This is a genomic window from Flavobacterium sp. RSP49, assembly GCF_003968735.1.
Classification (GTDB): domain Bacteria; phylum Bacteroidota; class Bacteroidia; order Flavobacteriales; family Flavobacteriaceae; genus Flavobacterium.
The window spans coordinates 1-25,353 of the sequence record NZ_RYDN01000029.1; the positions used below are offsets into that span (position 1 = coordinate 1).

The window sequence follows — 25,353 nt, forward strand, 5'->3', positions numbered from 1 at the left end:
TAACGGACGTACAATCGGTTCCGTTCAACCCGGGTTTCATTGTTCGTGCTACGCACGCAACGAATCCCTAGCTGTTGAAAGTAGTACACGTGAATTATTAGGAAGTGATCAAAGGGTTTGGATGACGGATGAATTGATAAAAAGTACTGCGCAATGGAAAATTATTGGACAACAAGTAATGATGGCGCCATTCGGTGCTCCTCAATATGGAATAAATGAAGATCAATGGGATGGTTATCCTGCCGAAAGAGAACGATTTTTCAAAACTGTTACGGATAATGAAATTAACAATGTAGTTGTTTTAACAGGGGATATTCATACCTCTTGGGCAAATGACTTGCCAAGTAAAGATTATGTTTTTCTAACCGGAGCAGGTTCTGTAGGGGTAGAATTTGTTACGCCAAGTGTTACTGCGCCAGGTTTACCAATAAGCGCAGGTGTCGAAGCTATTCAGGCTTTAAACCCTCATATGAAATATATTGAATTAAAGCAACACGGATTTGTTCTATTAGATGTCAATCAACAACGAGCGCAAGCAGATTGGTTTTATGTTCCTACAATAGATGCAGTTTCAAATGTATATTCCTATGGAGCTTCTTGGTTGACTAAAGATAAGGACAATCATCTTACTAAGGGAACGGCTGCTTCTGTACCATCCTCCGCTTATGCTGCTGCACCTTCACCGTTTATGTGTGCTAAAAACGTAAATTTATCGATGTCTGATTTTTCTAGATTAAAAGTATTGTCTTTGTATCCAAATCCGTCTAGTGACTTCTTTAGCATTCAATATAATTTAGAAGATGTTGGGCAAGTAGAAGTACAAATTATTGACAATGCAGGAAGATTGGTTAAAAAATATTCTTCCAAAAAAGACTCAGGTGTTTGGACAGAAAGATATCCAACAGATAATTTAGTTGAGGGAGTATATTTTGTAAAAATTGTTTCTCAAAATAATTCAACTACACAAAAATTATTAATTAAAAGATAGCGACCCTCTTTATGATATAGTTTTTAGGCCTAGTTATACTTTGTCTAGATCCCTAAGTGCTTTTTTTGCTAGCATCTAGGGATTTTCTTTGGGCGAGAAATATTTTGATTCTTTTAAATTAAAAAACGGGCGTATTCATAGCCGCTAGTGGATACTAAGACTTGATTAATAATTATGAAAAGGAATCGGAAGCAATTGCTAAAACAGCAAGTGTGGAGTCGCAAAGGGTTTATTTATGTTTTAAAGAGGAGTCTGCCGAAAATGAAATTGTTGGGAAGATGCTTGACTTGGAGGCACGGTTCGATTAAATGTGGATTAACGAAATGCCTCCGCCGATACTTTATGTTTTTTTAATTATTTATGGGACGCCAAAGCATCTAACTTTGACAATCAACAAAAGATTGTCGGGTTTTTGAGGTCCTATAATTATTTTTTATACTCGCCTATCAAATCGTTACGCCCTAAAGATATTGTTTTTTTCTAAACCTAGTTGAAGAGTTATTAGGGTGTCTTTCCTGATTTAGGACTAAGTCTAGAATAGGTAAAGATAGTTGTAATGACTAAGTTATCAGCCCATTTGTGATAATGAATTCCATAGCCTACTTTGCAACTCATTCCATCAGGGAGGAACTAACTTCCTTTTTTATTAATTTAGAGGTATACATAGTCTTTAACGGGATTTTCAATAACGAGCTTGTGATCTAAAACAGGATGTAATTGTTTTTTTTTACTCTGTTTATAAGTGCTTTAGGTTAAATATAAGAAGAACATTATTGTTTTTAGGGACTTTAAAATAATAATTATTTTGAGCTTTTTTTAAGGGAGAAAGTAGGTCTGTTGTATTTTGTGTCATAGGACATTTTAAGTAAGCAGGGAAGAAATACTCTCTTTCTGAAGCTTTGCCTGAATAAGGCGATGCATTTGTTAAAGTGTTAGCTATAATAGCTCTTTATTCGCATGTTTCTTTCCTTTGGTCGGAAGTTTACCTCCATTAGTCGATTTCTTTTTGTTTGTGAAAAACAAACATATAACTTCGTAATAGAAAATAAATCTAAGGCTGATATAATTCAATTTACTTTTTATTGGACTTCACATTCTGTTTCGGAATTTAAACAATTTCAATATGAGAAAATTATTTAAAATTTTTTGCGATTATTTATTTAATTTTCTATTCGAAGATGAAGGTCTAAGTAGGCCCTAAACCCTGAACTATCTAAAATGGCAATTTTTCCTAATGCGGACTAATTTCTGTTGGGGGTTTTTTGTATAAAAGTGATGATTATATCGTAGTTAACTATGAAACAGACTAAAGCCAATTTTAGGGTCAAATTGCACTTGGAGATTTTTGGTTTTTTCATTCAATAGTTGCAGTCTGTAAGATTTACAAAAAACATATAGTTTTAAGTTTTATTTTTTTGACAAAATATTCGTACATTATTTATTTAAAAACCACGTCTACTAATTTGTATTTTTTATAGGTGTTTAAACATTGTTGAACAATTTTAAAAAACAGGATTATGAAAAAGCTATTTGAAAAGTTTTATGATTATTTATCGAATTTCCTTTTTGGGAAACAAAGAAAGAGTCATTATTAAACCAGTTGTGAGTAACAACCTAGACAAAATGAGTATGGTATGTCAATACTTTTACTTTAGAGAAAAAACACGGCGCAAATTCAATCTTGAAGTTTGTCATGTGTTTTTGCTTTTTATTTACAAATGAGCGGTTAGACTTTGCTCGAATAAACTCACATCTACGGTGTTAGTCACATCATAATCGCCAATTTTGGTTCGGCGTAAAGCCGTTAAGTGCGAACCAGAACCCATGGCTTTTCCAAAATCAAATGCCAAGGAACGAATGTAAGTTCCTTTGCTGCAAACTACTCTAAAGTCTATTTCAGGAAGTGCAATTCTGGTAATTTCAAATTCGTGAATCGTTGTTTTTCTGGTGGCAATTTCAACAGTTTCTCCTGCCCTGGCATGTTCATACAAGCGCACGCCATCTTTTTTTATAGCCGAATAAATAGGGGGTTTTTGATCTATTTCGCCTAGAAACTGTTTTAGGGTATCATGGATTAAAGCATCATCAATATGATCTGTCGGGAAAGTTTGATCGATCTCCGTTTCTAAATCATACGAAGGCGTAGTCGCTCCAATGTAAAAAGTTCCGGTATATTCTTTGGCTTGACCCTGAAGTTCAGTGATTCTTTTAGTGAATTTTCCTGTACAAACTAACAGTAATCCGGTTGCCAAAGGGTCTAACGTTCCAGCGTGACCTATCTTGAATTTTTTTGGCAGATTCAGTTTAGTGATTAATGCCCATTTCCATTTATTCACCGCCTGAAAAGAAGTCCAGTTCAAGGGCTTGTCAATCAGTAAAATTTGTCCGTTTTGGTAATCTTCGGCTGTCTTCAAAGGGAATTATTTAAAGTATGAAAAGTAGATCAATAAAAAGATACCTACAATTATTCGGTACCAGCCCCATGGTTTGAAACCATATTTTTTGATAATTTCAATAAAAAATTTAATTGCTATAATGGCAACGATAAAAGCCACGACATTACCAATCAGGAATAATTGGATGTTTTCGTTAGACTTTAAAATCAATTCATAGCCTTTCATTTGTGAAGTTTCGTAGGTTTTCAAGAACACAGAATAGCATGTTACCGCCATCATTGTTGGCACGGCCAAAAAGAAAGAGAATTCTGCCGCAGCATGCCGCGTTAATCCTTGTTGCATTCCCCCAATTATCGAGGCAGCGGAACGACTTGTCCCCGGCATCATGGCTAAACATTGCCAGAAACCAATAATTACAGCTTTTTTTACAGTAATATCTTCTTCTTGAATGACAGAGGGGCTTTGAAAACGACTGTCAATAAAAAGCAGAATTACACCTCCTATAATCAATACGATCGCAATAGGAATAGGATCTCCAAGAACGGCTTCAATCGTTTCGTCAAATAACTTTCCTAAAACCAGTGCTGGAATAACGGCATAAATGAGTTTGAGATAAAATTTGATGGCGATACTTCTGGAGGAAAAATCAAAAAATTTCTTCCAATATAAAGCTACAACGGCTAAAATGGCTCCGAACTGAATAGAAACCTGAAAAAGCTTCACAAAATCATCTTCTTGAATTCCAAAATAGGAACTTAGGAAAACCATGTGGGCTGTGGATGAAACGGGAAGATATTCTGTTAATCCTTCGATTATGGCAATTAAAAAAGCTTGTAATGTATTCATTATAGCGTGATCAGTGTTCTGTTTTTAGTAGTCTGTTAATCAGTATTGTAACTTATAATGCGTCACTGTTTATTGTTTTTTTGGGCTTTTGAGAATGGCATATATAGTTATGCCAAAACCAATTAAAACAGTTGTTGGCGCAAGTCGAATTCTTCTAAAATTGAAGATGTCTTCGCTAAATACATTTGGATCATCACTTCCTCCGCCGGCCATTAGAACAAATCCCAAGGCAATTACACCAATCCCGATTAAGAGAATTTTATAATTTATTTTGTCAAAAAGAAATTCTGGTTTGTGGTTGTTGTTTTCCATTTTATGAGATTGATTTAAACGCTGAATGGTGAGAATTTGAGTAAACAAATAGCCAACCAAATCAACGAGTAAAAATTAATATAAATCGTCTGTTCTTAAATTCAAGAACCGTTGTGTTGCAAAATGCGTGCTTAACCAGGTAATTAAAATACCAATTCCTAGAACACTCAATAAAACAAGTCCAATTAATGCTTTGTCTTCTAATATGCCAAGATTTGGAAAACTGGTTTCTATATAAATCAGTACACCAGTCAAGGCTATTATGGCTAAAAAAGCTCCAATCATGCCCAGTTTTATACTTCGCATTACAAAAGGTTTTCTGATAAATGATTTGGTAGCACCTACCATTTGCATGGTCTTAATGATGAATCTGTTAGAATGTATGGACAAACGCAACGAACTATTGATCAGTAATACGGCAATAAAAGATAAAAAACCGCTGATTATCAAAATCCACATGCTTACTTTTTTGATGTTGTCGTTCACCAGATTTACTAATTGTTTGTCATACACAATATCGGAAATCATAGCGTTTTTGCGTAAGCTAGCTTCAATTTTTGTTATGCTGTCCTTTACTACATAATCTCCTTTCAGGTGAATGTCATACGAGTTTTGCAACGGGTTTTCTCCCAGAAATACCAGGAAATCCTCCCCTATAATATCGGTATGTTGTTTTGCAGCAGCTTCTTTGGTTACATAATCGTATGATTTTACAAAGTGACTTGCTTTTAATTCAGTTCCAAAAGCTTTTAATACCGTGTCATTGGCTTCGTTTTTGAAAAAAACGGTCATGGCAATATTTTCCTTGAAATCGTTCGCTAATTTTTTAGAATTTATAATGAAAAGACCCAATATTCCTAACAGAAATAAAACCAAGAATACACTTAGCACTACTGAGAAATAAGAGGAAATTAAACGGCGTTTTTGGAAATTATCAAAGGAAGAACTCATAGTTTACTGAAATTATTGGGTAAAAATAACAAAGAATTTCTTTATTTAAAGTTAATAACGCTCAAAGTTTCAACTTTCGTACAATAAACGTAAATTTGCGACCTAAAAATAGTCATCGTAATAAAAGGTAGAACCTCAGTTGCTCATTTGTTCAGAACCGTATAAAAAGGACTTGAGTGCGCGACAGCATGACTCCATTAAAAAACAATAAAAAAGAGGAATGACTTGAGTGCGCGACAGCATGACTCCACTAAAAAACAATAAAAAAGAGGAATGAAATACAATCCGAACGAAATAGAAGCCAAATGGCAGAAATATTGGTTAGAAAACCAAACATTTAAAGCCGAAAATAATGCAACAAAACCTAAATATTACGTACTTGATATGTTTCCTTATCCATCTGGAGCAGGATTGCACGTAGGACATCCTTTGGGGTATATTGCCTCAGATGTGTATTCTAGATACAAAAGACACCAAGGTTTTAATGTGTTGCACCCTATGGGTTATGACAGTTTTGGTTTGCCTGCTGAGCAATATGCGATTCAAACTGGGCAGCGTCCTGAAGATACTACTTCGGTAAATATTGACGGCGGAACGGATAAAGAAGGAAATAAAATTGCAGGATACAGAAAGCAATTGGACAAAATTGGATTCTCTTTCGATTGGAGTCGAGAAGTGCGTACTTCAAATCCCGATTATTACAAACACACACAATGGATTTTCATTCAATTATTCAATTCATGGTACAATAAAAACAGCGACAAAGCCGAAGATATTTCGACTTTGGTTTCGATTTTTTCAACAGAAGGTAACGTAAATGTCAACGCCGTTTGCGATGAAAATAGTGAAATTTTTTCAGCAAATGAATGGAACGCTTTCGCAAAAGAGCAACAGGAGCGAATTTTATTGCAATACAGATTGACCTATTTGGCCGAGACTGAAGTAAACTGGTGTCCGGGATTGGGAACGGTTTTAGCAAATGACGAAATCGTAAATGGTGTTTCAGAGCGTGGTGGTTTTACAGTGGTGCGCAAGAAAATGACGCAGTGGAGCATGCGAATTTCGGCTTATGCAGAACGTTTACTGCAAGGATTAAACGATATTGATTGGAGCGAAAGCATTAAGGAAAGTCAGAGAAACTGGATTGGGAAAAGTGTTGGGGCGACAGTTTCTTTTAAAGTCGAAAGTCAAAAGTCAAACGTTGAAAGCGAGCAGCAATTTATCGATGTGTTCACAACGCGTCCTGATACCATTTTTGGAGTAACGTTTATGACCTTGGCGCCAGAACATGAATTGGTAGCTCAAATCGCAACGGCAGAACAAAAAGCAGCAGTCGATTCTTATATAGAAAAAACGTCAAAACGTTCCGAAAGAGAACGTATGGCCGATGTCAAAACCATTTCTGGAGTATTTACTGGTGCTTACGCAGAGCATCCTTTTACGAAAGAACCAATTCCTGTTTGGATTGGGGATTATGTTTTGGCAGGTTACGGGACAGGCGCGGTTATGGCTGTTCCTTGTGGCGACGAAAGAGATTATGCTTTTGCTAATTTCTTCAAAGGGCAACAAGGCATGCAAGAAATCAAAAATATTTTTGCCAATGTAGATATTTCTGAAGCTGCATACGTTTCGAAAGACAATGTGATTATCGCCAATTCTGATTTCCTAAACGGACTGACATACAAAGAAGCAACTAAAAAAGCGATAGAAGAATTAGAAAAACTAAACCAAGGAAAAGGAAAAATCAATTACCGTTTGCGTGATGCTGTTTTCTCGCGCCAGCGCTATTGGGGAGAGCCGTTTCCGGTATATTATGTGAATGGCTTGCCGCAAATGATTGCAGCAAAACATTTACCAATCATCTTGCCAGAAGTAGAGAAATACTTACCAACCGAAGATGGGCAACCGCCTTTAGGTAACGCTTTGGTTTGGGCTTGGGACAGTGTAAATAATAAAGTGGTTTCGAATGAGCTTCTCTCCCCTCCTTCGGAGGGGTTGGGGGAGGAAACTATATTCCCATTAGAATTAAACACGATGCCAGGTTGGGCGGGAAGTTCATGGTATTGGATGCGTTATATGGATGCGCAAAACGAAAGCGAATTTGCAAGCAAAGATGCGCTGGCGTATTGGGAAAGTGTGGATTTATACATTGGTGGAAGCGAACACGCGACCGGACATTTATTGTATTCTCGTTTTTGGAACAAATTCCTAAAAGACAAAGGTTTTGCACCAACTGAAGAACCGTTCAAAAAATTGATCAATCAAGGGATGATTTTGGGAATGAGTGCGTTTGTGTATAGATTAGACGGAACAAATACGTATGTTTCTAAAAATAAAATTGGTGGACAAAACGTGCAGCCAATTCATGTTGATGTTTCAATGGTTAATTCTTCTGATGAATTAGATATTGAAAAGTTTAAAAGTTGGAGAGAAGATTATGCAAATGCAGAATTCATTACGGAAGATAACGGAAAATACATTGTTGGTCGCGAAATCGAAAAAATGTCGAAATCGAAATACAATGTGGTAACGCCAGACGATATTTGTAACGAATATGGAGCCGATACGTTGCGTTTGTACGAAATGTTTTTAGGACCATTGGAACAAGCAAAACCTTGGAACACTTCAGGGATTTCAGGAATTTTTGGTTTTTTGAAAAAACTGTGTCGTTTGTATTTTGATGATAATGGTTTGATTGTTACTAATGAAAAACCAACTAAAGACAACTTAAAATCATTGCACAAAACCATCAAGAAAGTGGCAGAAGATATTGAAGGGTTCTCTTTTAATACATCGGTTTCTCAATTTATGATTTGTGTAAACGAATTATCCGCTCAAAACTGTCATTCACGTGCTATTTTAGAACCGTTAGCTATTGTAATTTCGCCTTATGCGCCACACATCGCCGAGGAATTATGGTCGTTGCTAGGAAATACAGGTTCGATTGCAACAGTTGCTTTTCCTGTTTTTGAAGCGAAATATTTAGTAGAAAGTGAAAAGGAATATCCAGTTTCTTTCAATGGAAAAATGCGTTTCACGATGGTGTTGCCTTTGGATTTAACCAAGGAGCAAATCGAGGAAATCGTGATGAAAGATGACAGAACCATCAAACAATTAGAAGGAAGAACGCCAAATAAGGTGATAATTGTTCCGGGAAAAATTATTAATTTAGTGGGGTAAATTTTTAACAAACATACTAATCCGTATAAATCTGCGCATATCCTTTTCATCCACGTAATCTGCGTTCCATTTTTAGGAATGCCAAATTGACGCAATAAAAAAATGGTTCAGATTTTGATAATTCTTTTGTAACTTTAAATAATAAATTAAAAAACAAAAATATGGGAATGGGTTATTTGATTCTTGCCGGAGCAATCATGCTTTTCAGCTGGTTAGTTAGTTCAAGACTAAAAAGCAAATTTGAACATTATTCTAAATTGCAATTGCAAAACGGAATGTCCGGTGCTGAAATCGCCGAGAAAATGCTTGCCGATAACGGGATTCGTGATGTACGAGTAATCTCTACACCGGGACGTTTGACGGATCATTATAATCCATCTGACAAAACTGTGAATTTAAGCGAGGCCGTTTACAACCAAAGAAATGCGGCTGCGGCAGCTGTTGCGGCTCACGAATGTGGACATGCGGTGCAACACGCTGTAGGGTATCAGTGGCTGACAATGCGATCTAAATTAGTGCCGGTGGTAAATGTAGCCTCTACGTATATGCAGTGGATCTTGCTAGGAGGAATCTTGATGATGAAGACTTTTCCGCAATTACTACTGGTGGGAATTATCATTTTTGCAGCAACTACTTTATTCTCTATAGTTACTTTGCCGGTCGAATATGATGCGAGTAATCGGGCGTTGGCTTGGTTAGAAAACAAAAGAATGCTGACACAGCAAGAACAAGCGGGAGCCAAAGATTCGCTTAAATGGGCTGCTAGAACGTATGTTGTGGCTGCTTTAGGATCCATCGCGACACTCTTGTATTATGTTTCGATTTATATGGGCGGAAGAAGGAATTAGATGTTTGCTTAAAAAATACAAATCCGTCTTGTGTAAGAACAAGACGGATTTTTTTGCCTCTATTTCATCTTTACGGAGAAGAAATCTCATCAAGTTATTCGGAGTATGTGATTTCTCCTACGCAGAAATAACAAAGTTCATGGAGTCACAAAGAGATAAAAGTGGTGCTACAATTGAATTTGTCTTTCAATTTGTTGGTCCAAAGAAATAAAGGTTTCTGTTCTGGAAACGCCTTCTATCGCTTGGATTTTGGTATTGAGTAATTGCATTAAATGTTCGTTATCCCGACAAATTATTTTAATAAGAATAGACCAGTTTCCTGTCGTATAATGGCATTCTAGTACTTCAGGAATTTTTTTTAGATCACGTACTGCCTCTGGATTTCTAGCCGCTTTGTCCAGATAAATTCCAACAAAAGCCATCGTGTTATAACCCAAAATTTTATTGTTTACCGTAAATTTTGATCCCGAAATAACGCCGGATTGTTCCAGTTTTCGCAAACGTTGATGAATTGCTGCTCCTGAAATTCCAATTTTATTGGCGATTTGAAGAATTGGTTTTCGGGCATCTTCCATCAAGTCACGCAAAATTTCTTTGTCGATACCGTCAATTTCTACTATTTGGGAATTGATTTTCATGAGTTGTTATTTTAAACTAAACTATTAAATTTAGTTTGAATTGAAAATCAAATTTAAAAAAAAAACGATTAAATTCAGTATTTAAGGTGTTTTAGTTGACTGTTTTTTGTCATATCAAGTGCAGTCTGGAAGCTAAAATGATTCTCTATTGCGTTCGATGTGGTAATAGGACTAATTTTTACGTAGTAATACTGCACGATAAAGAACCTAACGTAATTTTAGATTTTGTATCATCAAAAAAGCCATTCGGATCGCGAATGGCTTTTTTGATTTTATTACGAAAAGTAATTTTTTATTTTCCTTTGTTGGCTTCCGTGATATATTTCTCTAAAGCCATTGTCATCGAAGGCGTTTCTGGTGTTGGTGCAAGAATATCGATTCTTAAGCCATGATCTAAAGCTTCTTTTTGGGTGGTACTGCCAAAAACAGCAATTCGAGTATTGTTTTGCTCAAATTCTGGAAAATTCATGAACAATGATTTTATTCCAGTTGGACTAAAGAAGGCCAAAACATCATAATACACATCAGCTAAATCAGACAAATCGCTCATCACTGTTTTGTAAAAAATAGCGGGAGTCCAGTCTACTTTTAAGGCGTCCAACGTTATTGGAGCATCGGCATTGAGTTGATCTGAAGCAGGTAATAAGAATTTTTCGTCTTTGTATTTTTTAATCAGTGGGGATAAATCGGCAAAGTCTTTTGGTCCTACGTAAATTTTCCGTTTTCGATATACCACATATTTCTGCAGATAAAAAGCGACCGCTTCTGATTGACAGAAATATTTTAATCCCTCAGGTACTTTAAATCGCATTTCTTCGGCCACTCTGAAAAAGTGGTCTACTGCATTTCTACTGGTTAAAATAATTGCGGTGTAATGATTAAGATCAATTTTTTGAAGTCGGATCTCTTTGGCATTAACTCCTTCTACGTGAATAAAAGGCCTGAAATCAATTTTTACTTTATGCTTTTGTTGAAGTTCAAAGTATGGGGAATTTTCCACTTTAGGCTCTGGCTGTGACACCAAAATTGTTTTCACTTTCATATTTTAACGTTTTCTAAGCACTCCCTTTTGTGAACCAATAATACATGAAATAATAGGGAGCTATTTCGAGAGCGCAAAGATATAAAATAAAATAAAACAACTTACCGATTATTAAATTTTGATAATTTTTTATTGAAATAAAATAAGTTATAATATTGGTTACCAATATAATGCCTATAATTAATAATGGAATATTTCTTGAGATTGTGTCGTTATAAAACAAAATAATATTGAATGGCAGTATGATTAATCCAATATAGGTTCTGTAAGTTACCTTTTGTAGGTTGAACTGCTCCATAAATTCTTCAATATTGAATGAGGTTGCAATTATTTTTTCGATTAAATACTTTGCTAAAATGAAGAAGATCAAGAACGTAAATATTTGAATATAAAGCAACCAGTCCGTTTTTGAAACGGGGCCAAAATAGCTCAATGCAATTTGGATAAAGAACGCAAGGGAGATGATTTGGACCAAAAATAAAGCAACAGTGAATCCGCTTTTGAGATGACTGCTGTCACGGTATACTTTTGTGTATTTATTGGAGAAAATAAGGTTCGCAAAATCACCAAAACGATTTTCGAAAATAGATCTAGTAATAGCAATAATAGCAAATGACAGCACAAAAAGTACGGTCGCCCAGTCTTTGTTCTCTGTTATTCTTGGATGAAGTATGGTTTCTATCATAACGGGGTAAAATTACTAATTTTTATACCATTCTTTTTATTATAATTTTATTAAGGATCAAATGGCATAAAAAGTTTACTTTTGCGGTGAAATTAGCCTAAATATGAATGATTGTATTGTTATAATTCCTACCTATAACGAAATTGAAAATATTGAAAGTATTATCCGATCGGTGCTTTCGCAACACAAACCCTTTCATGTGCTTATTATTGATGATAATTCACCAGATCACACTGCTGATAAGGTTGTTTTGCTTCAGAGAGAATTTGGAGGCAGGTTGTTTTTAGAAAAAAGAAATAAGAAATCAGGTTTAGGTACAGCTTATGTGCATGGATTCAGATGGGCATTGGAGCACCGATATGAATATGTTTTTGAAATGGATGCTGACTTTTCTCACAATCCCAATGATTTAGAAAAATTGTACAGCGCCTGTCATTTTGGTAATGCTGATTTAGCAATTGGATCTAGATATGTAACCGGTGTCAATGTAGTGAACTGGCCTTTAAGCCGGGTGCTAATGTCATATTTTGCCTCTGTTTATGTGCGCATGATTACCGGAATGAAAATTCATGATGCTACCGCTGGGTTTGTCTGTTACAAAAGAAAAGTTTTAGAAGAAATCCAGTTAAATTCTATTAAATTCGTTGGGTATGCCTTTCAAATTGAAATGAAATACAGGGCATATTGTAAGAATTTTCAAATTGTAGAGGTTCCGATTATTTTCACTGATAGAACCAAGGGGCAGTCCAAAATGAGTAATTCAATAATTATTGAAGCCGTTTTTGGAGTTATTTCGCTTAGATTAAAAAGACTTTTCAATACATTATAAGAAAAAAATACGATGAACAGGGTTTTAATAAAGAATGCCAAAATAGTAAATGAAGGAGCCATTTTTGAAGGTGATTTGTTAATTGAGAATGATCTAATTGTTGAAATTGCAGAAAGCATCAGCGCTAAATTCTCTGAATGTAAAATCATTGATGCCGAGGGAAATTATTTGATTCCCGGAGCCATTGATGATCAGGTGCATTTTAGAGAGCCAGGACTCACGCTTAAAGGCGACATCGAATCCGAATCTAAAGCCGCAATTGCGGGGGGAATTACGTCTTTTATTGAACAGCCGAACACGGTTCCAAATGCGGTTACCCAAGAAATATTAGAACAAAAATACGAGTTGGCTGCCCAAAAATCGTACGCAAATTATTCGTTTATGATGGGTGCAACCAATGATAATTTAGAAGAGGTTCTAAAAACAAATCCAAAGAATGTTGCCGGAATCAAAATATTTTTAGGATCCTCAACCGGAAATATGCTGGTAGATAATGAAGCCACATTAGAAAAAATATTTTCCAGTACACCACTGCTTATCGCGGTACATTGCGAGGATGAGACAACTATCCAAAATAATTTAGCAAAATACAAAGCAGAGTATGGAGAAGATGTCCCCATAACCGCACATCACCTGATCCGCAGTGAGGAAGCGTGTTATATTTCGTCTTCCAAAGCGGTTGCGCTGGCGAAGAAAACTGGAGCGCGTTTGCATGTTTTTCACCTTTCAACTGCTAAAGAAATGGATTTGTTTACCAATAAAATTCCATTGGAAGACAAGAAAATCACAGCTGAGGTTTGTATCCATCATTTGTGGTTTACCAATGATGATTATGCAACCAAGGGCAATCTGATCAAGTGGAATCCCGCGGTAAAAACAGCTAATGACCGGAATGTGCTTTGGGAAGCCTTGCTGGATGGTAGAATTGATGTGATTGCCACAGATCATGCGCCACACACATTAGAAGAAAAAAAACAATCGTATTTGAATGCGCCCTCCGGTGGGCCTCTGGTTCAACACGCTGTTGTGGCTATGTTTGAAGCCTTTCATCAAGGTAAAATTAGCGTGGAGAAAATTGTGGAAAAAATGTGTCATAATCCGGCAAAGATTTTCAAAATAGAAAAACGTGGTTTCATTAAAGAAGGCTATTATGCGGATTTAGTGATCGTAAATTCAGGCTTGCCGTGGAGTGTTAAGAAAGAAAATATTATGGCTAAATGTGGGTGGTCACCATTTGAGGGTTTTACTTTTAAGTCCAGAATTACTCATACTTTTGTAAATGGACAATTAGTATATAACGCATTTAAGGTAAAAGACATTCGTGTGGGCAAACGGTTGTTGTTTGAAAGATAAATTTTTGATAAATGAAAAAAATTATAATATTTTTAGCGATCGGGACTCTCTTATTAGGTTGTAAAGAGGAATTAGTCGAAAAACCTGAACGGCTTATTGATAAAGACGTTATGATAAATGTGATGTATGATTTGTCCGTTTTAGAAGCGATAAAATACCAAAATCCAGCCTCCCTGGATACGTTCAAAATAAATCCGACACAATATATCTATAAAAAATATAAAATTGACAGCCTGCAGTTTGCTAAAAGTAATATTTATTATGCGTCCGATTATGAGGGTTACAAAGTGATGTTTGAGCAAATGACCCAACGATTGGAGGATAACAAAAAACAAGTCGATTCTTTAATTACCAAAGATAAAAAGAAAAAGAAACCCCTTCTTTTGAAAAAGAAAAAAACGCCCGCAATTGGTAAGGATACTTCGCAATTAAAACAGATTGAAGCACCCTTTTAATGCGCTGAAATGTATTTTATGTAATCGGTGATATTTGTAAAATCTGTTTTTAATCTGTTTTTAATCTTCTCATTGGAATACCTGTTTTTTGAGTAGGAAGCCTTTGCGGTAGCGTGCGATAATTTTCTCTTTTGTTGAAAAATAGTCGAAACACACCAATCCAATCTCCAGAGAATTTTCATAAAAAGCGGTTTTGCATGAATGGTAGGTCGCCTCACGCCCAATGTATCAGCCATAGTATTCAGGATGTCTCGGAAAATATTATTTTCTGCAATCAATGTAAAGCGTTCATTCTTGATTTCGCTTTGCATCAATTGATGTGCAATTCGGACCACATCAGTAACGGCAACAAATCCTGTTGAGCCCAGCGTGTAAAATTTTAATCCGTTTTTTACTTTCGTAAAAAGTTGTCCGCTTCCTTGCGCTCTAAATCCTGGCCCAAGAATGACACCCGGATTTACAATAATCACATCTAAACCTTCTTGTTGTCCGCGCCAGATTTCCATTTCGGCACCATATTTAGAAATCGCATAATCAGTATGGTACTTTTCCGGATTCCATTCGGTTTCCTCAGTAATGAATTTTTCATGAGGTAGTAAGTCGCCCAGAGTGGCAATGGAACTTATAAAACAAAGTTTTTTTATTTGATAAGCGATACAAAAACTCACAATATTTGCGGTGCCTTCAATATTTGTTTTTCGCAATAGATTTTCATCTTTTGGATCAAAAGAAATCAAAGCGGCACAATGGTAGACGGTATCAATATTCTGGAAGGCGATTTCTAAAGAAGGAATTTCGGTGATATCTGCTTGAATCCATTCGATTTGGTCGTATAATAATTCCTTTTTGTAGAGGGAGAATAGCGATTTGGTTTTATCTATCGAAGCAATACTTCGATAAATAGCGCGCACTTTTTCGCCATGATCAATTAAATGAAGCAATAAATGTGCGCCTACTAAACCAGTTCCTCCTGTGACTAAAATCATTTTGTAAAGATAATTAGATTGTTCGATTTTTAGACCGATAGATTTTCAAATTATGCAATTAAAGCTATCTTTGTGAAAATTGATTTTTATACAATGAAAAATATTATTTCCGAATTACAATGGCGCGGCTTAGTTCACGACATCATGCCTGGAACTGAAGAGCAACTTTTAAAAGAAATGACAACTACATATATAGGATTTGATCCAACATCGGATTCCTTACATATTGGGAGTTTAGTACCTATAATTCTTTTGGTTCACTTGAAAAATTTTGGTCATAAACCGATTGCATTAGTGGGTGGAGCAACAGGAATGATAGGGGACCCATCTGGGAAATCTGATGAAAGAAATCTCTTAGATGAAGCGACTTTGAATCATAATGTAGAAGGAATAAAAAGTGTTTTATCTCGTTTTTTAGATTTTAATTCAAGCGAAATAAATGCGCCAGTTCTGGTAAATAATTACGATTGGATGAAGAATTTGTCGTTCATTAATTTCGCTCGTGACGTAGGCAAACGAATCACTGTGAATTACATGATGACCAAAGATTCTGTAAAGAAAAGATTGTCAGGTGAGGGCGAAGGAATGTCTTTTACCGAGTTTACCTATCAATTAATTCAAGGATATGATTTTTACCATTTGTATAAAGAATACAATTGTTTGTTGCAAATGGGAGGTTCTGACCAATGGGGAAATATTACAACCGGAACTGAATTAGTGCGTCGTATGAATGTAGGTGAAGACGCCAAAGCATACGCGATGACTTGTCCGTTAATCACAAAAGCGGACGGTTCTAAATTTGGAAAATCCGAAGGAGGAAATGTTTGGTTGACGGCTGATAAAACGTCTGTTTATAAATTTTACCAGTTTTGGTTGAATACCACAGATTTGGACGCTGAAAAATATATTAAGATTTATACTTTTTTAGATGCAGCAACAATAGACGCATTAATAGTAGCGCATAAAACGGCACCGCATTTAAGAGTGTTACAGCGAAAATTGGCCGAAGAGCTTACTGTTTTTGTGCATTCCCAAGAAGACTTAGAAAACGCCATAAAAGCATCGAATATTTTGTTCGGAAATTCTACTTCAGATGATTTGAAGCAATTGAACGAAGCTACTTTCTTAGATGTTTTTGATGGTGTTCCTCAAGCAGAAATCAGCAGAGCCGAGATTGAATCAGGAATCAATATTGTTGATGTTCTAAACGAAAAAACAGGATTTCTAAAATCGAATGGTGAAGCAAGACGTGCTTTGACGGCCAATTCTATTTCGGTAAATAAAGAAAAAGTTGCCGAAGAATTTGTGCTTTCGAACAAAGATTTAATCAACAATCAATTTGTATTGTTGCAAAGCGGTAAGAAAAATTATTTTGTGCTTCGGGTTAAATTGAAAGAAGATTTAATAAGTCCTGCAAAAATAATAATAAGAAGAAAAAGATCATCTATATCAAAAAGAATTGCTAGGTTGAACACAAGAAAATCAAAAATACAAGGTTTTAGTAATGTTCAAAAATATATAAAAGTTGTTGGTGTAGAGCAATTTATGATGTTGCCAGGTTATTCAGAAATTCCTAAAACAGAACAATGGCAGATTGTTTGTACAGTTAGAGGAGTTAAGCAAATGCAAAAATTGCCCGTAATTTTTTCAGAGAAAGCTCAAAAAGTTGCAATTACTAAAGTTGCAAAGTCAAATTTAAGATTAAAAAATGATGATTTGGTAAATATTACAATTGACGAAAAAAACAAAGTGATTACTTTGAATACAGAATTATAAGACCATCAAATTACAACCTCGAATATCAGAATTATCAAAACGTCCCAATACTTCAAAAGAGTTGTTGGGATTTTTTTTGCCCAAATCCTGTGTAGCAATAAAGGAACAGGAATTGATGTTAGCCAAATCAATCACGTTGATTCCGCCTGTTTTTCCGTCTGGAATGTAAGTCAACGCATCTTCAGTATCGCGAACTAGGATTTGCATCCAAGATGGGCATTCAAATACGCCGTTTCCTAAGGAATACGCTTGCGAAAGCAACTCGGTCATTCCATATTCAGAATGTATGGCTGAAACGCCAAATCCTTTACACAATTGTTCGTGTAATTCTTCTCGAATCATTTCTTTACGTTTTCCTTTCATGCCGCCTGTTTCCATGATAATGGTGTGCTGCAGTTGAAACGAATGTTTTTTTTCTGAAAGTTCAGTTGTTTGCCTAAGGTCATTAATAGCCTTCTTTTTTTTATCTGAAAAAGAACTTTTTTCGTTGAAGGTTTCAATTAAGTCCAATAAAGCAAAAGTAACCCCAATCAGGATTACATTTTGACCCGCTAGATCTAAAGCGATAAGCTTGGCAATCAGTTCGTCGTGATTGTGCAGGTAAAAACCACTCATAGGATGATTGGAAAGTTCAATTAAATCCTTGACCATGTAAATTAAGGAAGATCCTTCCCGTTCCAGATAGGAAGGAAGCAAGGCCAAAATAACATAATCTTCGATATTGCCATAAAACTGGGAAAACCCTTTACGGTAACTTTCTTCATACAAAGTGACGTCCGTAACTAAATGTTTGCTGGTTATGGGAATTACTTTTTTATCCAAATTCCCCCCTTTAGGGGCTACGGGGCTTGTGGTTCCGCTGCTAGTAAAGGTTTCCTGAATGGGATTAGTATTTGAAACTACTTCATGACTCTTAAAAAACTGAATCGGTAAAAAAGGAATCTGATGTAAGGATTTTACTTTATGAGGATCTGTTTTTAAAAAATTACAAAATTCCTGATAGACTAAGTTGTTTTCGTATTGGAAACGAAACACTTTCAAAGCAATTTTCTCAAACTGTTTTTGACTGGAAATGGCAAATATATCGGAAGATGTGATCAAGAATTTTTTTGCAAAAGTAATCAAAAATTTAAAGGCAAACCAATAACGGAATGGTATAAACAGGAATTTAGGGCTTGATTTGGTTTGATTATTATACAAAAAAAGCCCCAATAGGAATTGGAGCTTTTGTGTTTTGTTTTTGAAGTATTATCGTATAATTAGTTTTCGGGTAGCTGAAGCTTCTCTTTCATTGATCTTGATGATGTAAACACCGGAGGTTAGATTAGAGACATTTAGTTCTTTTGAGCTCAATATGGTTTGAAGCACTTTTTTTCCTAAAACATCAAAGATGATAATTTCTTTATCAAAATCGTTTTTTGTCGAAATGTACACTCTACCATTACTCACAGGGTTTGGATACAGGCTTAATCCTTCAATTGAGGCGTTTTCTTGTGTCTTTGCTTGTTGCTTAGTTTCCTGAGCACTAATGCCAAGAGAAAATAAAAAAACCAATAAAGTAATAGTATAAAAGTAGTTTTTTGCCATTAGATTAATTTGAATAGTAAATATACAAAATATATTTCAAAAAGCATACCAAAAAAAAACATCCTGAAATTTCAGGATGTTTGATATAAAAATAAGGTTGTCGTTTATAGTCCTACTGACCATCCCACTGACCAAGAAGGAGCGTTAACGCCACTTCCTGCACCAACCGAAATCGTAGACTCTGTCGCTACTGCTGATACGTCAGCAGTTGTTCCGTCGGTTTTCTTTCCTTTTGTTTTTGTAGCTATAGCCACGTAGTTCACGTTTGTAACTTTCAAAGCAGTTCCAACACCAGCGATAGTCTCGTCATGTTCTACGTCGATTCCAGTTTTCCAGTCACTCAAGACAACATTAGAAAAGATTGCTTTCGTTCCTCTTCTCATTTTTAAACCTTGATTTTCAGTGTAAATCGTAGCATCTGCAGTACTTCCAGGACCAACTAAAGTGATGTTAGTAATAGTTGGGTTAGAAATTGGAGCATTAGCAAAACCTAATTCAAAGTTATCAGCTTCAATTCCTCTATTTCCTTTTCCAAAAGCTACTTTTCCGTACCAGTTCGTATTTGTTCCATTCCAACCTTCAGTCCAGTCAAATTGATCGTCTTCATTACCGTAAGAAATCAGGTTTGATGTGTTTACAGTTCCTCCAAAAAATTCGAAACCATCATCTGCACCTTGGTAAGCCTCAACATACTCAAAAGTAGTTCCAGATCCTACTCCAAATAAAGACGCTCCGTTAAATTCTTTTTCACTGTTAAAAGCAGCACCTGCATATTCAATTCTCAAATATCTGATAGAACCAGAGTTATCATTAGATACTGTTCCACCATAGGCTAAATCTGCTACTTCTGATTGTGCTGTACTAGTACCACCACTTACACGGTTAATTGGTGCTTTACCGCATATTACTAAACCTCCCCAGTCTCCCGCTTTTTTAGTAGTCAAACCACTTGTCATGATCACAGGATTACTAGAAGTACCGTTTACGTTTATTTTTCCACCTTGAGCAACTGCGATATAAGAAGCTGTTCCGCTAGTTCCTTCAATTCTTGTTCCCGCAGGAATAGTCAATGTAGCTCCGTCATTTACCTGAATTTTTCCAGATAATTTGTAAGTTGTCCCAGATACTAGTACAACTTCTCCTTCTGTAATTGTTCCTTTAAAATCAGCAGGATTAGCTACAAATGTGGATGAACTACCAGTATTGTTGTTATCAGTTGAACAACTTGTCACTAAAGTTGCTGATAAGGTTAAAATTCCGAATAATTGTAAGATTGATTTTTTCATGATTGTAATAAAATTTGTGTTTGTTTAGATTTGTCAAAGATCATATAGTTTTACTTTGCGAAGGTTAAGCAATTGTGACTGTTTGTTTAAATAAACTTGACCTTTATGTTAACTTAATGTATCCTGAGTTATGAACTTTTTGTATAAAAAAAGAGCAGTGTTAGCTGCTCTCTTGTATTAGAATTGGTAGTTTAAGTTGACGCTAAACAGAAGTCCTTTTTTATAGGACAAAACATTTACATCACCGGATCTATTTTCCTGAACTCTGTTTATGGTTGGATCCAAGAGGTTTTTTACCACAAAGTCGATTCCTAATCTTTTGGTCAATTTAGATTTTGCGATAAAGTCTAACGAACCAAAGGATTTGTCAACTAGATTGCCCTTGTCATTTGTCCCAATTGCATAAACCCTGTCAGAGAAGTACGTGTAGGCCAAAGTTGTATTGAGACTGCTTTCTTTGTTGTTCCATTCGTTCAATAACGAGATATCGGCATTCAATAATAAATCTGATGCACCTGTGAATTTACTTTGTTCATTAGTAAAAACGACATTATAATCCGTTTCTCTAATTACTTTTTCAGTGCTTAGGTCTTGGTTACTGTATAAATAAGAAGCATTTATACCGGCTGATAATTTTTTACTATTGCTTTCATCAAAATCAAAAAGTAATTTTCTGTATTCAATCTCTCCACCGGCAACATAACCAAAATCACCAGTATTGATAAATGAAATATCATTGGTAGAGGAAGCAATGGTTACCTCATTCATTGGGTTTAAAATGTATTTACCAAAAGCTGTTACGGATATTAACTCTTCGCTTTTTGGAAACATTTCCCATTTTAAGTCAAAGTTATAATCATCTGATGCATATAAATTGGGGTTACCTACTTTAACTTCGGTAACATCCTCATATACAAATAAAGCTCTTTCTTTAAATTGGGGCAGTGTGTATGTTTTACTGAATCCAAAACGTAAATTTTGTTTTTCATTCAACTCATATTTCAGAGTAACACTAGGTAAAAAAGCGATTTTGTCCAATTCATTAGAACCACCATCTGGGTCTAATTGCGTGTTCCAGTCTACTTTTTGAAAAATATACTCTCCTCTAAGACCTAAAACCGTTGTCAGTTTGTTGAACTTGTATTCCGTGTTCAAGAAACCACCATTTATAAATTGATCCCCATTGTAAGTCTGTGGCTGTAGTGCATTTGGGACCTGAAATCCACCACGAAATGTTGTGATGTCAAAATACCCATTGCTGAAATTTTCTTGGTTGTAAAATAAATCCAAGTTGTTAGGGTCAACAATTGTACCGTTGAAGCCTTGGTTAGCTTTGAAGTTATATTGTGTAGCCTCAAAATCCCTGGCTTTAAATCTTCCGTTATAGCCAAATGTAAATTTACCTTTGTAGCTGTCATCTTCTGTTTTGTTGAATTTATAATCATAAGAGATATTCACCGCAGCTTCATCTTCTTTTAGTTTTTGAAAATACCTATGATTGTCTGGAGCTGAAATACTGGATAAAACAAACCCGGCTGATTCTTCTCTGAAAATGTTTTGAGTTCTGTCCGGCATGTCGCCTTTGATCATGTTATAGGATACACCCCAGTTTAATTTTGAGCGTTCTCCAATTTTATGTTCACCCAATAGTTGATTGATAAACAAACTGTTTCTCTCGTACTTATTACGTCGGATTAAGCCATTTCCATTGTTGGCAATATCAACAATAAATCCGGCATATTCCTCTTTACTTTGTGAGGATGTGTTTATGAAAACAGAATTAAAATTAATTTTGTTATTGTTGTTTATTTTGTAGCCAATGTTAGCCATACTGGTAAAATTAGTGTTATAGCTAATCAAAGAATAGTCCTCAAAATCTTTAAATACAACACCATTGCCATTTACATTTCCTTTAGCTGAGCCTTCGCTTCTAGAAGTGTAGTCGTTTCCAAAGGCTACATTTGCAAAAACATTAAGTTTACTTTCTGTCCCGACATTGAATGATTTTCCTCCAGAAATTCCCACTGAACTCCCAAACGGCGTTTTATTGTCTAGTTGTAGCGATCCAAAGTTGTATTGAGTCAAAGGGTTTGCCGGTTTTGATGCCAAGCTAAAGCCGGAACCATTTGGTCCTTTTTGTAGCGTAAAGTTGTTTTCGTTGATCGAGTTGGTGTTTATTTTTGATCCAATTTCAACTCTGATAAATCCTTTTCCTTTATAATCTTTAGAGACAATGTCTACATTTCCTCCAGCAAAATCACCATATAGTTTGCTGCTGTATACTTTGTCTATTGAAATGTATTCTAAGATATCAGTAGAGAAGATTTCTAAATTAATGTTTTTCTTCTCCGGATCATTTGACGGAATTGGCAACCCGTTCATGGTGGTAGAGTTGTATCGGTCTCCTAAACCTCTCACAAATATATTTCCAGAACCTTCTTGTTTTGAAATTCCGGTAGTTTTGGTTACGGCTGTTGCTACATCATTTACCCCTTTTCTGGAGAGTTCTTGATAGCCAATGCTTTGTTTAAAAACAACTGCGTTTTTTTGGTCTAATAAAAGAGCGGTTTCCTTTTCTCTATGTACAGTAGATCGCACCACTACATCTTCTAGTTTGTAGCTTCCGGAACCTAAAGTTTTGTTTAATGTTACAGTTTGATTCGCAACTACTGTTACAGGAACTTCTACAGATTCATACCCTACAAAACTAAACTGTAAAGTATATTTTCCGGGAAGTATTGTTATGGCATATTTACCATCAATATCAGTATTTGTTCCTATATTAGTTCCTTTAATGAGAACGTTAGCAAATGGTAATGATTGGTTGTTAGTATCCTTATCTGTCAAGACACCTGCTATAGTTCCTTTGCTCTGTGAAAAAGAAACAGCGGTTATAAATAACGTTAAAAATAATAATTTGAATTTCATCTGGTTTAAATTTTTTGCAAAGTAACAGTCGAAATGTAAAATGTAAGTTACTGGTTTGTTATGATTATGTTTTATTTTACATCATAAAGTGGCCTCAATATTAAATTACCGTTAACAGCTTTTCAATAGCTCATTTATGATTACATTTACAATTCAAAATAATTTTTGGTGCTTTATGAAGAAAAAAAATACTAAAATTCTACTAGTAGACGATGAACCGGATATCTTAGAAATTGTAGGGTATAATCTCGCTCAAGAGGGATATCAAATCAGTACTGCCACAAATGGGAAAGAGGCTATAGCAATCGCTAAAAAAGAATTGCCGGACCTAATTATAATGGATGTAATGATGCCGGAAATGGATGGCATGGAAGCTTGCGAGAACATCAGAAAAATACCGGAACTCAGTAATGTAATCATAACTTTTTTAACCGCCAGAAGCGAAGATTACTCTCAAGTTGCGGGCTTTGATGCCGGAGCTGATGATTACATCACTAAACCAATAAAGCCTAAATTATTAGTCAGTAAAGTAAAAGCCTTACTGCGCCGATTAAAAGAAAAAGAACAAAATAGCGAAACTCTGAATGTTGGTGGAATAGAAATCAACAGGGAGGAATACAAAATTGTAAAAGATAATATCGAAATTGCCTTACCCAGAAAAGAATTTGAATTGTTTTATTTATTGGCTTCAAAACCGGGAAAAGTCTTCAAAAGAGATGAAATTTTGGATAAAGTGTGGGGCAATGAAGTAGTTGTTGGTGGTAGAACTATAGATGTTCACATCAGAAAATTACGCGAAAAAATTGGCGAAGAGTTGTTCAAAACAATAAAAGGAGTGGGGTATAAGTTTGAAGTATAAATGACAATAAATTTTAAAAAAACATATCGTTTTGCCGTAAAGTCGGCCTTATATATTACCCTTTTTTCTACTGCATTGGTAAATTTACTGATTTACCTTTTTTTTACTTTTTCCTACCAGTTTAGCCTGATTTTTGCCATTTCAATTGCTACTTTTTCATTTATAGTGATTCAATATCGGGTGGAGCGTTTTATTTATAAAAAAGTAAAAAAAATATACGATGATGTTTCTTTATTAGAATCTAGCACCTTCAGAAACCAGCCCATAACAACGGACATGGCGACTCTTACAAGGGAAGTCAAGAAGTTTGCTACTGACAAAAAGCTGGAAATTGAAACCTTGAAAGTTCGGGAGGAATACCGGAGAGAATTTCTAGGAAACGTCTCTCACGAACTAAAAACACCTCTTTTTACGGTCCAAGGCTATCTGTCAACCTTACTAGATGGAGCCATGAATGACAAAACAATCCGAAAAAAATACCTAGAACGCGCCGAAAAAGGAGTCGAAAGACTGATCTACATTGTACAGGATTTGGACATGATTACCAAACTCGAAATAGGGGATTTGCATCTGGAAATTGTCGAGTTTGACATCGTCAAACTCGTTCAGAATGTATTTGATTTGCTCGAAATGAAAGCATCTAAAAAAGATATTTTGTTGATGTTTGATATGAAATACAACAAACCCGTCATGGTCATTGGAGATCAGGAAAAAATACAACAAGTGGTGATGAACCTTATTGTAAACTCAATTAAATACGGAAAATTAAAGGGTTCTACCGAAGTAAGTATTGAGGATTTGACAGCAGAAAAAGTCATCGTTCGTGTGACCGATAACGGAGAAGGAATTGAGAAAAAAAATATCCCAAGACTTTTTGAACGTTTTTATAGAGTAGATAAAAGTGGAGCAAGAACAGAGGGAGGCTCTGGGCTGGGATTGTCCATAGTAAAACATATTATCGAAGCACATGACGAGAAAATTTATGTAGACAGCACGTATCATGTTGGATCTGAGTTTTCATTTACCCTAGAAAAATCCAAGTCAGGGGAATAAGTACGGCCATCTAAGTTCCTTCAGGTCAAATAGAATTAATAATATCCTATGCCTAATAAGCATAATTATTTTAGGATCAGTCACTTGTGTTATTGATGTAATTAAGTTGATGTCAAAATAATAATTTAGTAACGACAGTCTTACTTTTGAGGGTCATATTTGCAGAAGACTCCAGAAGTTTGTTGGGGTAAATTTATAATGACATCCAATTGTAACCGCACCATCACGACGCTTTTTTTAAGTATAAAGTAACTCAAACATAAATCATCATGAGGTTGTCGTGCAATGAGACAGTTGTTTCGAAGGCCAACTAATTCCATCAGAGCAAACAAAATTTCACCTTTCACTTTAATAC

The 25,353-nt window shown here is 35.5% G+C and carries 20 protein-coding genes and 1 pseudogene; 9 read left to right on the forward strand and 12 right to left on the reverse strand.

Going from position 1 to position 25,353, the window contains the following annotated elements; all coding sequences use genetic code 11:
- On the forward strand, positions 1–988 hold a 988-nt coding region (locus EKM02_RS12005), incomplete at its 5' end, for an alkaline phosphatase D family protein (RefSeq protein ID WP_126455472.1).
- Between the two features lie 1,712 nt (positions 989–2,700).
- Here the strand turns inward: EKM02_RS12005 and truB are convergent.
- From truB to EKM02_RS12025, 4 genes are all read right to left on the reverse strand, one after another.
- The gene (truB, locus tag EKM02_RS12010) at positions 2,701–3,402 is read right to left on the reverse strand and encodes a tRNA pseudouridine(55) synthase TruB (RefSeq protein ID WP_126455474.1); all 702 of its coding nucleotides are present in this window, start codon (positions 3,400–3,402) and stop codon (positions 2,701–2,703) included.
- Positions 3,403–3,408: 6 nt separating this feature from the next.
- Complete coding sequence (locus tag EKM02_RS12015) at positions 3,409–4,230, reverse strand: undecaprenyl-diphosphate phosphatase (protein WP_126455476.1); 822 nt, start codon at positions 4,228–4,230, stop codon at positions 3,409–3,411.
- A gap of 69 nt (positions 4,231–4,299) precedes the next feature.
- The gene (locus EKM02_RS12020; RefSeq protein ID WP_126455479.1) at positions 4,300–4,542 is read right to left on the reverse strand and encodes a DUF3098 domain-containing protein; all 243 of its coding nucleotides are present in this window, start codon (positions 4,540–4,542) and stop codon (positions 4,300–4,302) included.
- 75 nt (positions 4,543–4,617) lie between these two features.
- Positions 4,618–5,493 (reverse strand): cell division protein FtsX, encoded by an 876-nt coding sequence (locus EKM02_RS12025; protein WP_126455481.1) that lies wholly within the window; start codon positions 5,491–5,493, stop codon positions 4,618–4,620.
- Positions 5,494–5,766: 273 nt separating this feature from the next.
- Between EKM02_RS12025 and leuS the strand changes: the two genes are divergently transcribed.
- On the forward strand, positions 5,767–8,673 hold the full coding sequence (gene leuS / locus EKM02_RS12030; RefSeq protein WP_126455483.1) for a leucine--tRNA ligase: 2,907 nt from the start codon (positions 5,767–5,769) through the stop codon (positions 8,671–8,673).
- 161 nt (positions 8,674–8,834) lie between these two features.
- Positions 8,835–9,521 (forward strand): zinc metallopeptidase, encoded by a 687-nt coding sequence (locus EKM02_RS12035; RefSeq protein ID WP_185964876.1) that lies wholly within the window; start codon positions 8,835–8,837, stop codon positions 9,519–9,521.
- Positions 9,522–9,688: 167 nt separating this feature from the next.
- Here EKM02_RS12035 and EKM02_RS12040 read toward each other — a convergent pair whose 3' ends face one another.
- The 3 genes from EKM02_RS12040 to EKM02_RS12050 all read right to left on the reverse strand — a co-directional run bounded on the left by EKM02_RS12040 (position 9,689) and on the right by EKM02_RS12050 (position 11,886).
- Positions 9,689–10,159, reverse strand: a complete 471-nt coding sequence (locus EKM02_RS12040; RefSeq protein ID WP_126455485.1) for an Lrp/AsnC ligand binding domain-containing protein — start codon at positions 10,157–10,159, stop codon at positions 9,689–9,691.
- 292 nt (positions 10,160–10,451) lie between these two features.
- Positions 10,452–11,201, reverse strand: coding sequence for a uroporphyrinogen-III synthase (locus tag EKM02_RS12045; RefSeq protein WP_126455487.1), 750 nt, complete (start codon positions 11,199–11,201; stop codon positions 10,452–10,454).
- Between the two features lie 13 nt (positions 11,202–11,214).
- Positions 11,215–11,886 carry a DUF4271 domain-containing protein gene (locus EKM02_RS12050; RefSeq protein WP_126455489.1) on the reverse strand — a complete coding sequence of 224 codons (672 nt, stop codon included), beginning with the start codon at positions 11,884–11,886 and terminating at the stop codon, positions 11,215–11,217.
- A gap of 103 nt (positions 11,887–11,989) precedes the next feature.
- Between EKM02_RS12050 and EKM02_RS12055 the strand changes: the two genes are divergently transcribed.
- From EKM02_RS12055 to EKM02_RS12065, 3 genes are read left to right on the forward strand one after another with little or no spacing between them, the layout of a single operon-like run.
- A complete protein-coding gene (locus tag EKM02_RS12055; RefSeq protein WP_126455491.1) occupies positions 11,990–12,715 on the forward strand; it encodes a polyprenol monophosphomannose synthase in 726 nt (241 codons plus the stop codon).
- Positions 12,716–12,727: 12 nt separating this feature from the next.
- The gene (locus tag EKM02_RS12060) at positions 12,728–14,068 is read left to right on the forward strand and encodes a dihydroorotase (RefSeq protein WP_126455493.1); all 1,341 of its coding nucleotides are present in this window, start codon (positions 12,728–12,730) and stop codon (positions 14,066–14,068) included.
- An 11-nt stretch (positions 14,069–14,079) separates the two neighbouring features.
- Positions 14,080–14,523 carry a DUF4296 domain-containing protein gene (locus EKM02_RS12065; RefSeq protein WP_126455495.1) on the forward strand — a complete coding sequence of 148 codons (444 nt, stop codon included), beginning with the start codon at positions 14,080–14,082 and terminating at the stop codon, positions 14,521–14,523.
- Here EKM02_RS12065 and EKM02_RS12070 read toward each other — a convergent pair.
- A complete protein-coding gene (locus EKM02_RS12070) occupies positions 14,520–15,509 on the reverse strand; it encodes an NAD-dependent epimerase/dehydratase family protein (protein WP_126455497.1) in 990 nt (329 codons plus the stop codon). The two genes, EKM02_RS12065 and EKM02_RS12070, sit on opposite strands and share 4 nt — an antisense overlap.
- A gap of 93 nt (positions 15,510–15,602) precedes the next feature.
- On the opposite strand from EKM02_RS12070, the pseudogene tyrS reads away from it, so the two are divergent.
- Positions 15,603–16,895 (forward strand): annotated as a pseudogene (tyrS, locus tag EKM02_RS12075) (tyrosine--tRNA ligase); the annotation flags it as partial.
- A gap of 384 nt (positions 16,896–17,279) precedes the next feature.
- Here tyrS and EKM02_RS12080 read toward each other — a convergent pair.
- From EKM02_RS12080 to EKM02_RS12095, 4 genes are all read right to left on the reverse strand, one after another.
- A complete protein-coding gene (locus EKM02_RS12080; protein ID WP_199878491.1) occupies positions 17,280–18,386 on the reverse strand; it encodes an acyl transferase in 1,107 nt (368 codons plus the stop codon).
- A 147-nt stretch (positions 18,387–18,533) separates the two neighbouring features.
- Entirely contained in the window at positions 18,534–18,872 is a 339-nt protein-coding gene (locus EKM02_RS12085; RefSeq protein WP_126455499.1) for a T9SS type A sorting domain-containing protein, read from the reverse strand.
- A 104-nt stretch (positions 18,873–18,976) separates the two neighbouring features.
- On the reverse strand, positions 18,977–20,158 hold the full coding sequence (locus EKM02_RS12090) for a hypothetical protein (protein WP_126455501.1): 1,182 nt from the start codon (positions 20,156–20,158) through the stop codon (positions 18,977–18,979).
- A 177-nt stretch (positions 20,159–20,335) separates the two neighbouring features.
- Positions 20,336–23,086 (reverse strand): TonB-dependent receptor, encoded by a 2,751-nt coding sequence (locus EKM02_RS12095; protein ID WP_126455503.1) that lies wholly within the window; start codon positions 23,084–23,086, stop codon positions 20,336–20,338.
- A gap of 175 nt (positions 23,087–23,261) precedes the next feature.
- Between EKM02_RS12095 and EKM02_RS12100 the strand changes: the two genes are divergently transcribed.
- Positions 23,262–23,945, forward strand: coding sequence for a response regulator transcription factor (locus tag EKM02_RS12100; RefSeq protein WP_126455532.1), 684 nt, complete (start codon positions 23,262–23,264; stop codon positions 23,943–23,945).
- Complete coding sequence (locus EKM02_RS12105; RefSeq protein WP_126455505.1) at positions 23,946–24,998, forward strand: sensor histidine kinase; 1,053 nt, start codon at positions 23,946–23,948, stop codon at positions 24,996–24,998.
- Positions 24,999–25,353 lie beyond the last annotated feature (355 nt).

Excerpts from the sequence above, each read along its gene's own strand:
- EKM02_RS12015 (WP_126455476.1), bottom strand. The coding sequence starts at position 4,230 with ATGAATACATTACAAGCTTTTTTAATTGCCATAATCGAAGGATTAACA.
- EKM02_RS12020 (WP_126455479.1), bottom strand. The coding sequence starts at position 4,542 with ATGGAAAACAACAACCACAAACCAGAATTTCTTTTTGACAAAATAAAT.
- EKM02_RS12025 (WP_126455481.1), bottom strand. The coding sequence starts at position 5,493 with ATGAGTTCTTCCTTTGATAATTTCCAAAAACGCCGTTTAATTTCCTCT.
- leuS (WP_126455483.1), top strand. The coding sequence starts at position 5,767 with ATGAAATACAATCCGAACGAAATAGAAGCCAAATGGCAGAAATATTGG.
- EKM02_RS12035 (WP_185964876.1), top strand. The coding sequence starts at position 8,835 with ATGGGAATGGGTTATTTGATTCTTGCCGGAGCAATCATGCTTTTCAGC.
- EKM02_RS12040 (WP_126455485.1), bottom strand. The coding sequence starts at position 10,159 with ATGAAAATCAATTCCCAAATAGTAGAAATTGACGGTATCGACAAAGAA.
- EKM02_RS12045 (WP_126455487.1), bottom strand. The coding sequence starts at position 11,201 with ATGAAAGTGAAAACAATTTTGGTGTCACAGCCAGAGCCTAAAGTGGAA.
- EKM02_RS12050 (WP_126455489.1), bottom strand. The coding sequence starts at position 11,886 with ATGATAGAAACCATACTTCATCCAAGAATAACAGAGAACAAAGACTGG.
- EKM02_RS12055 (WP_126455491.1), top strand. The coding sequence starts at position 11,990 with ATGAATGATTGTATTGTTATAATTCCTACCTATAACGAAATTGAAAAT.
- EKM02_RS12060 (WP_126455493.1), top strand. The coding sequence starts at position 12,728 with ATGAACAGGGTTTTAATAAAGAATGCCAAAATAGTAAATGAAGGAGCC.
- EKM02_RS12065 (WP_126455495.1), top strand. The coding sequence starts at position 14,080 with ATGAAAAAAATTATAATATTTTTAGCGATCGGGACTCTCTTATTAGGT.
- EKM02_RS12070 (WP_126455497.1), bottom strand. The coding sequence starts at position 15,509 with ATGATTTTAGTCACAGGAGGAACTGGTTTAGTAGGCGCACATTTATTG.
- EKM02_RS12085 (WP_126455499.1), bottom strand. The coding sequence starts at position 18,872 with ATGGCAAAAAACTACTTTTATACTATTACTTTATTGGTTTTTTTATTT.
- EKM02_RS12090 (WP_126455501.1), bottom strand. The coding sequence starts at position 20,158 with ATGAAAAAATCAATCTTACAATTATTCGGAATTTTAACCTTATCAGCA.
- EKM02_RS12095 (WP_126455503.1), bottom strand. The coding sequence starts at position 23,086 with ATGAAATTCAAATTATTATTTTTAACGTTATTTATAACCGCTGTTTCT.
- EKM02_RS12100 (WP_126455532.1), top strand. The coding sequence starts at position 23,262 with ATGAAGAAAAAAAATACTAAAATTCTACTAGTAGACGATGAACCGGAT.
- EKM02_RS12105 (WP_126455505.1), top strand. The coding sequence starts at position 23,946 with ATGACAATAAATTTTAAAAAAACATATCGTTTTGCCGTAAAGTCGGCC.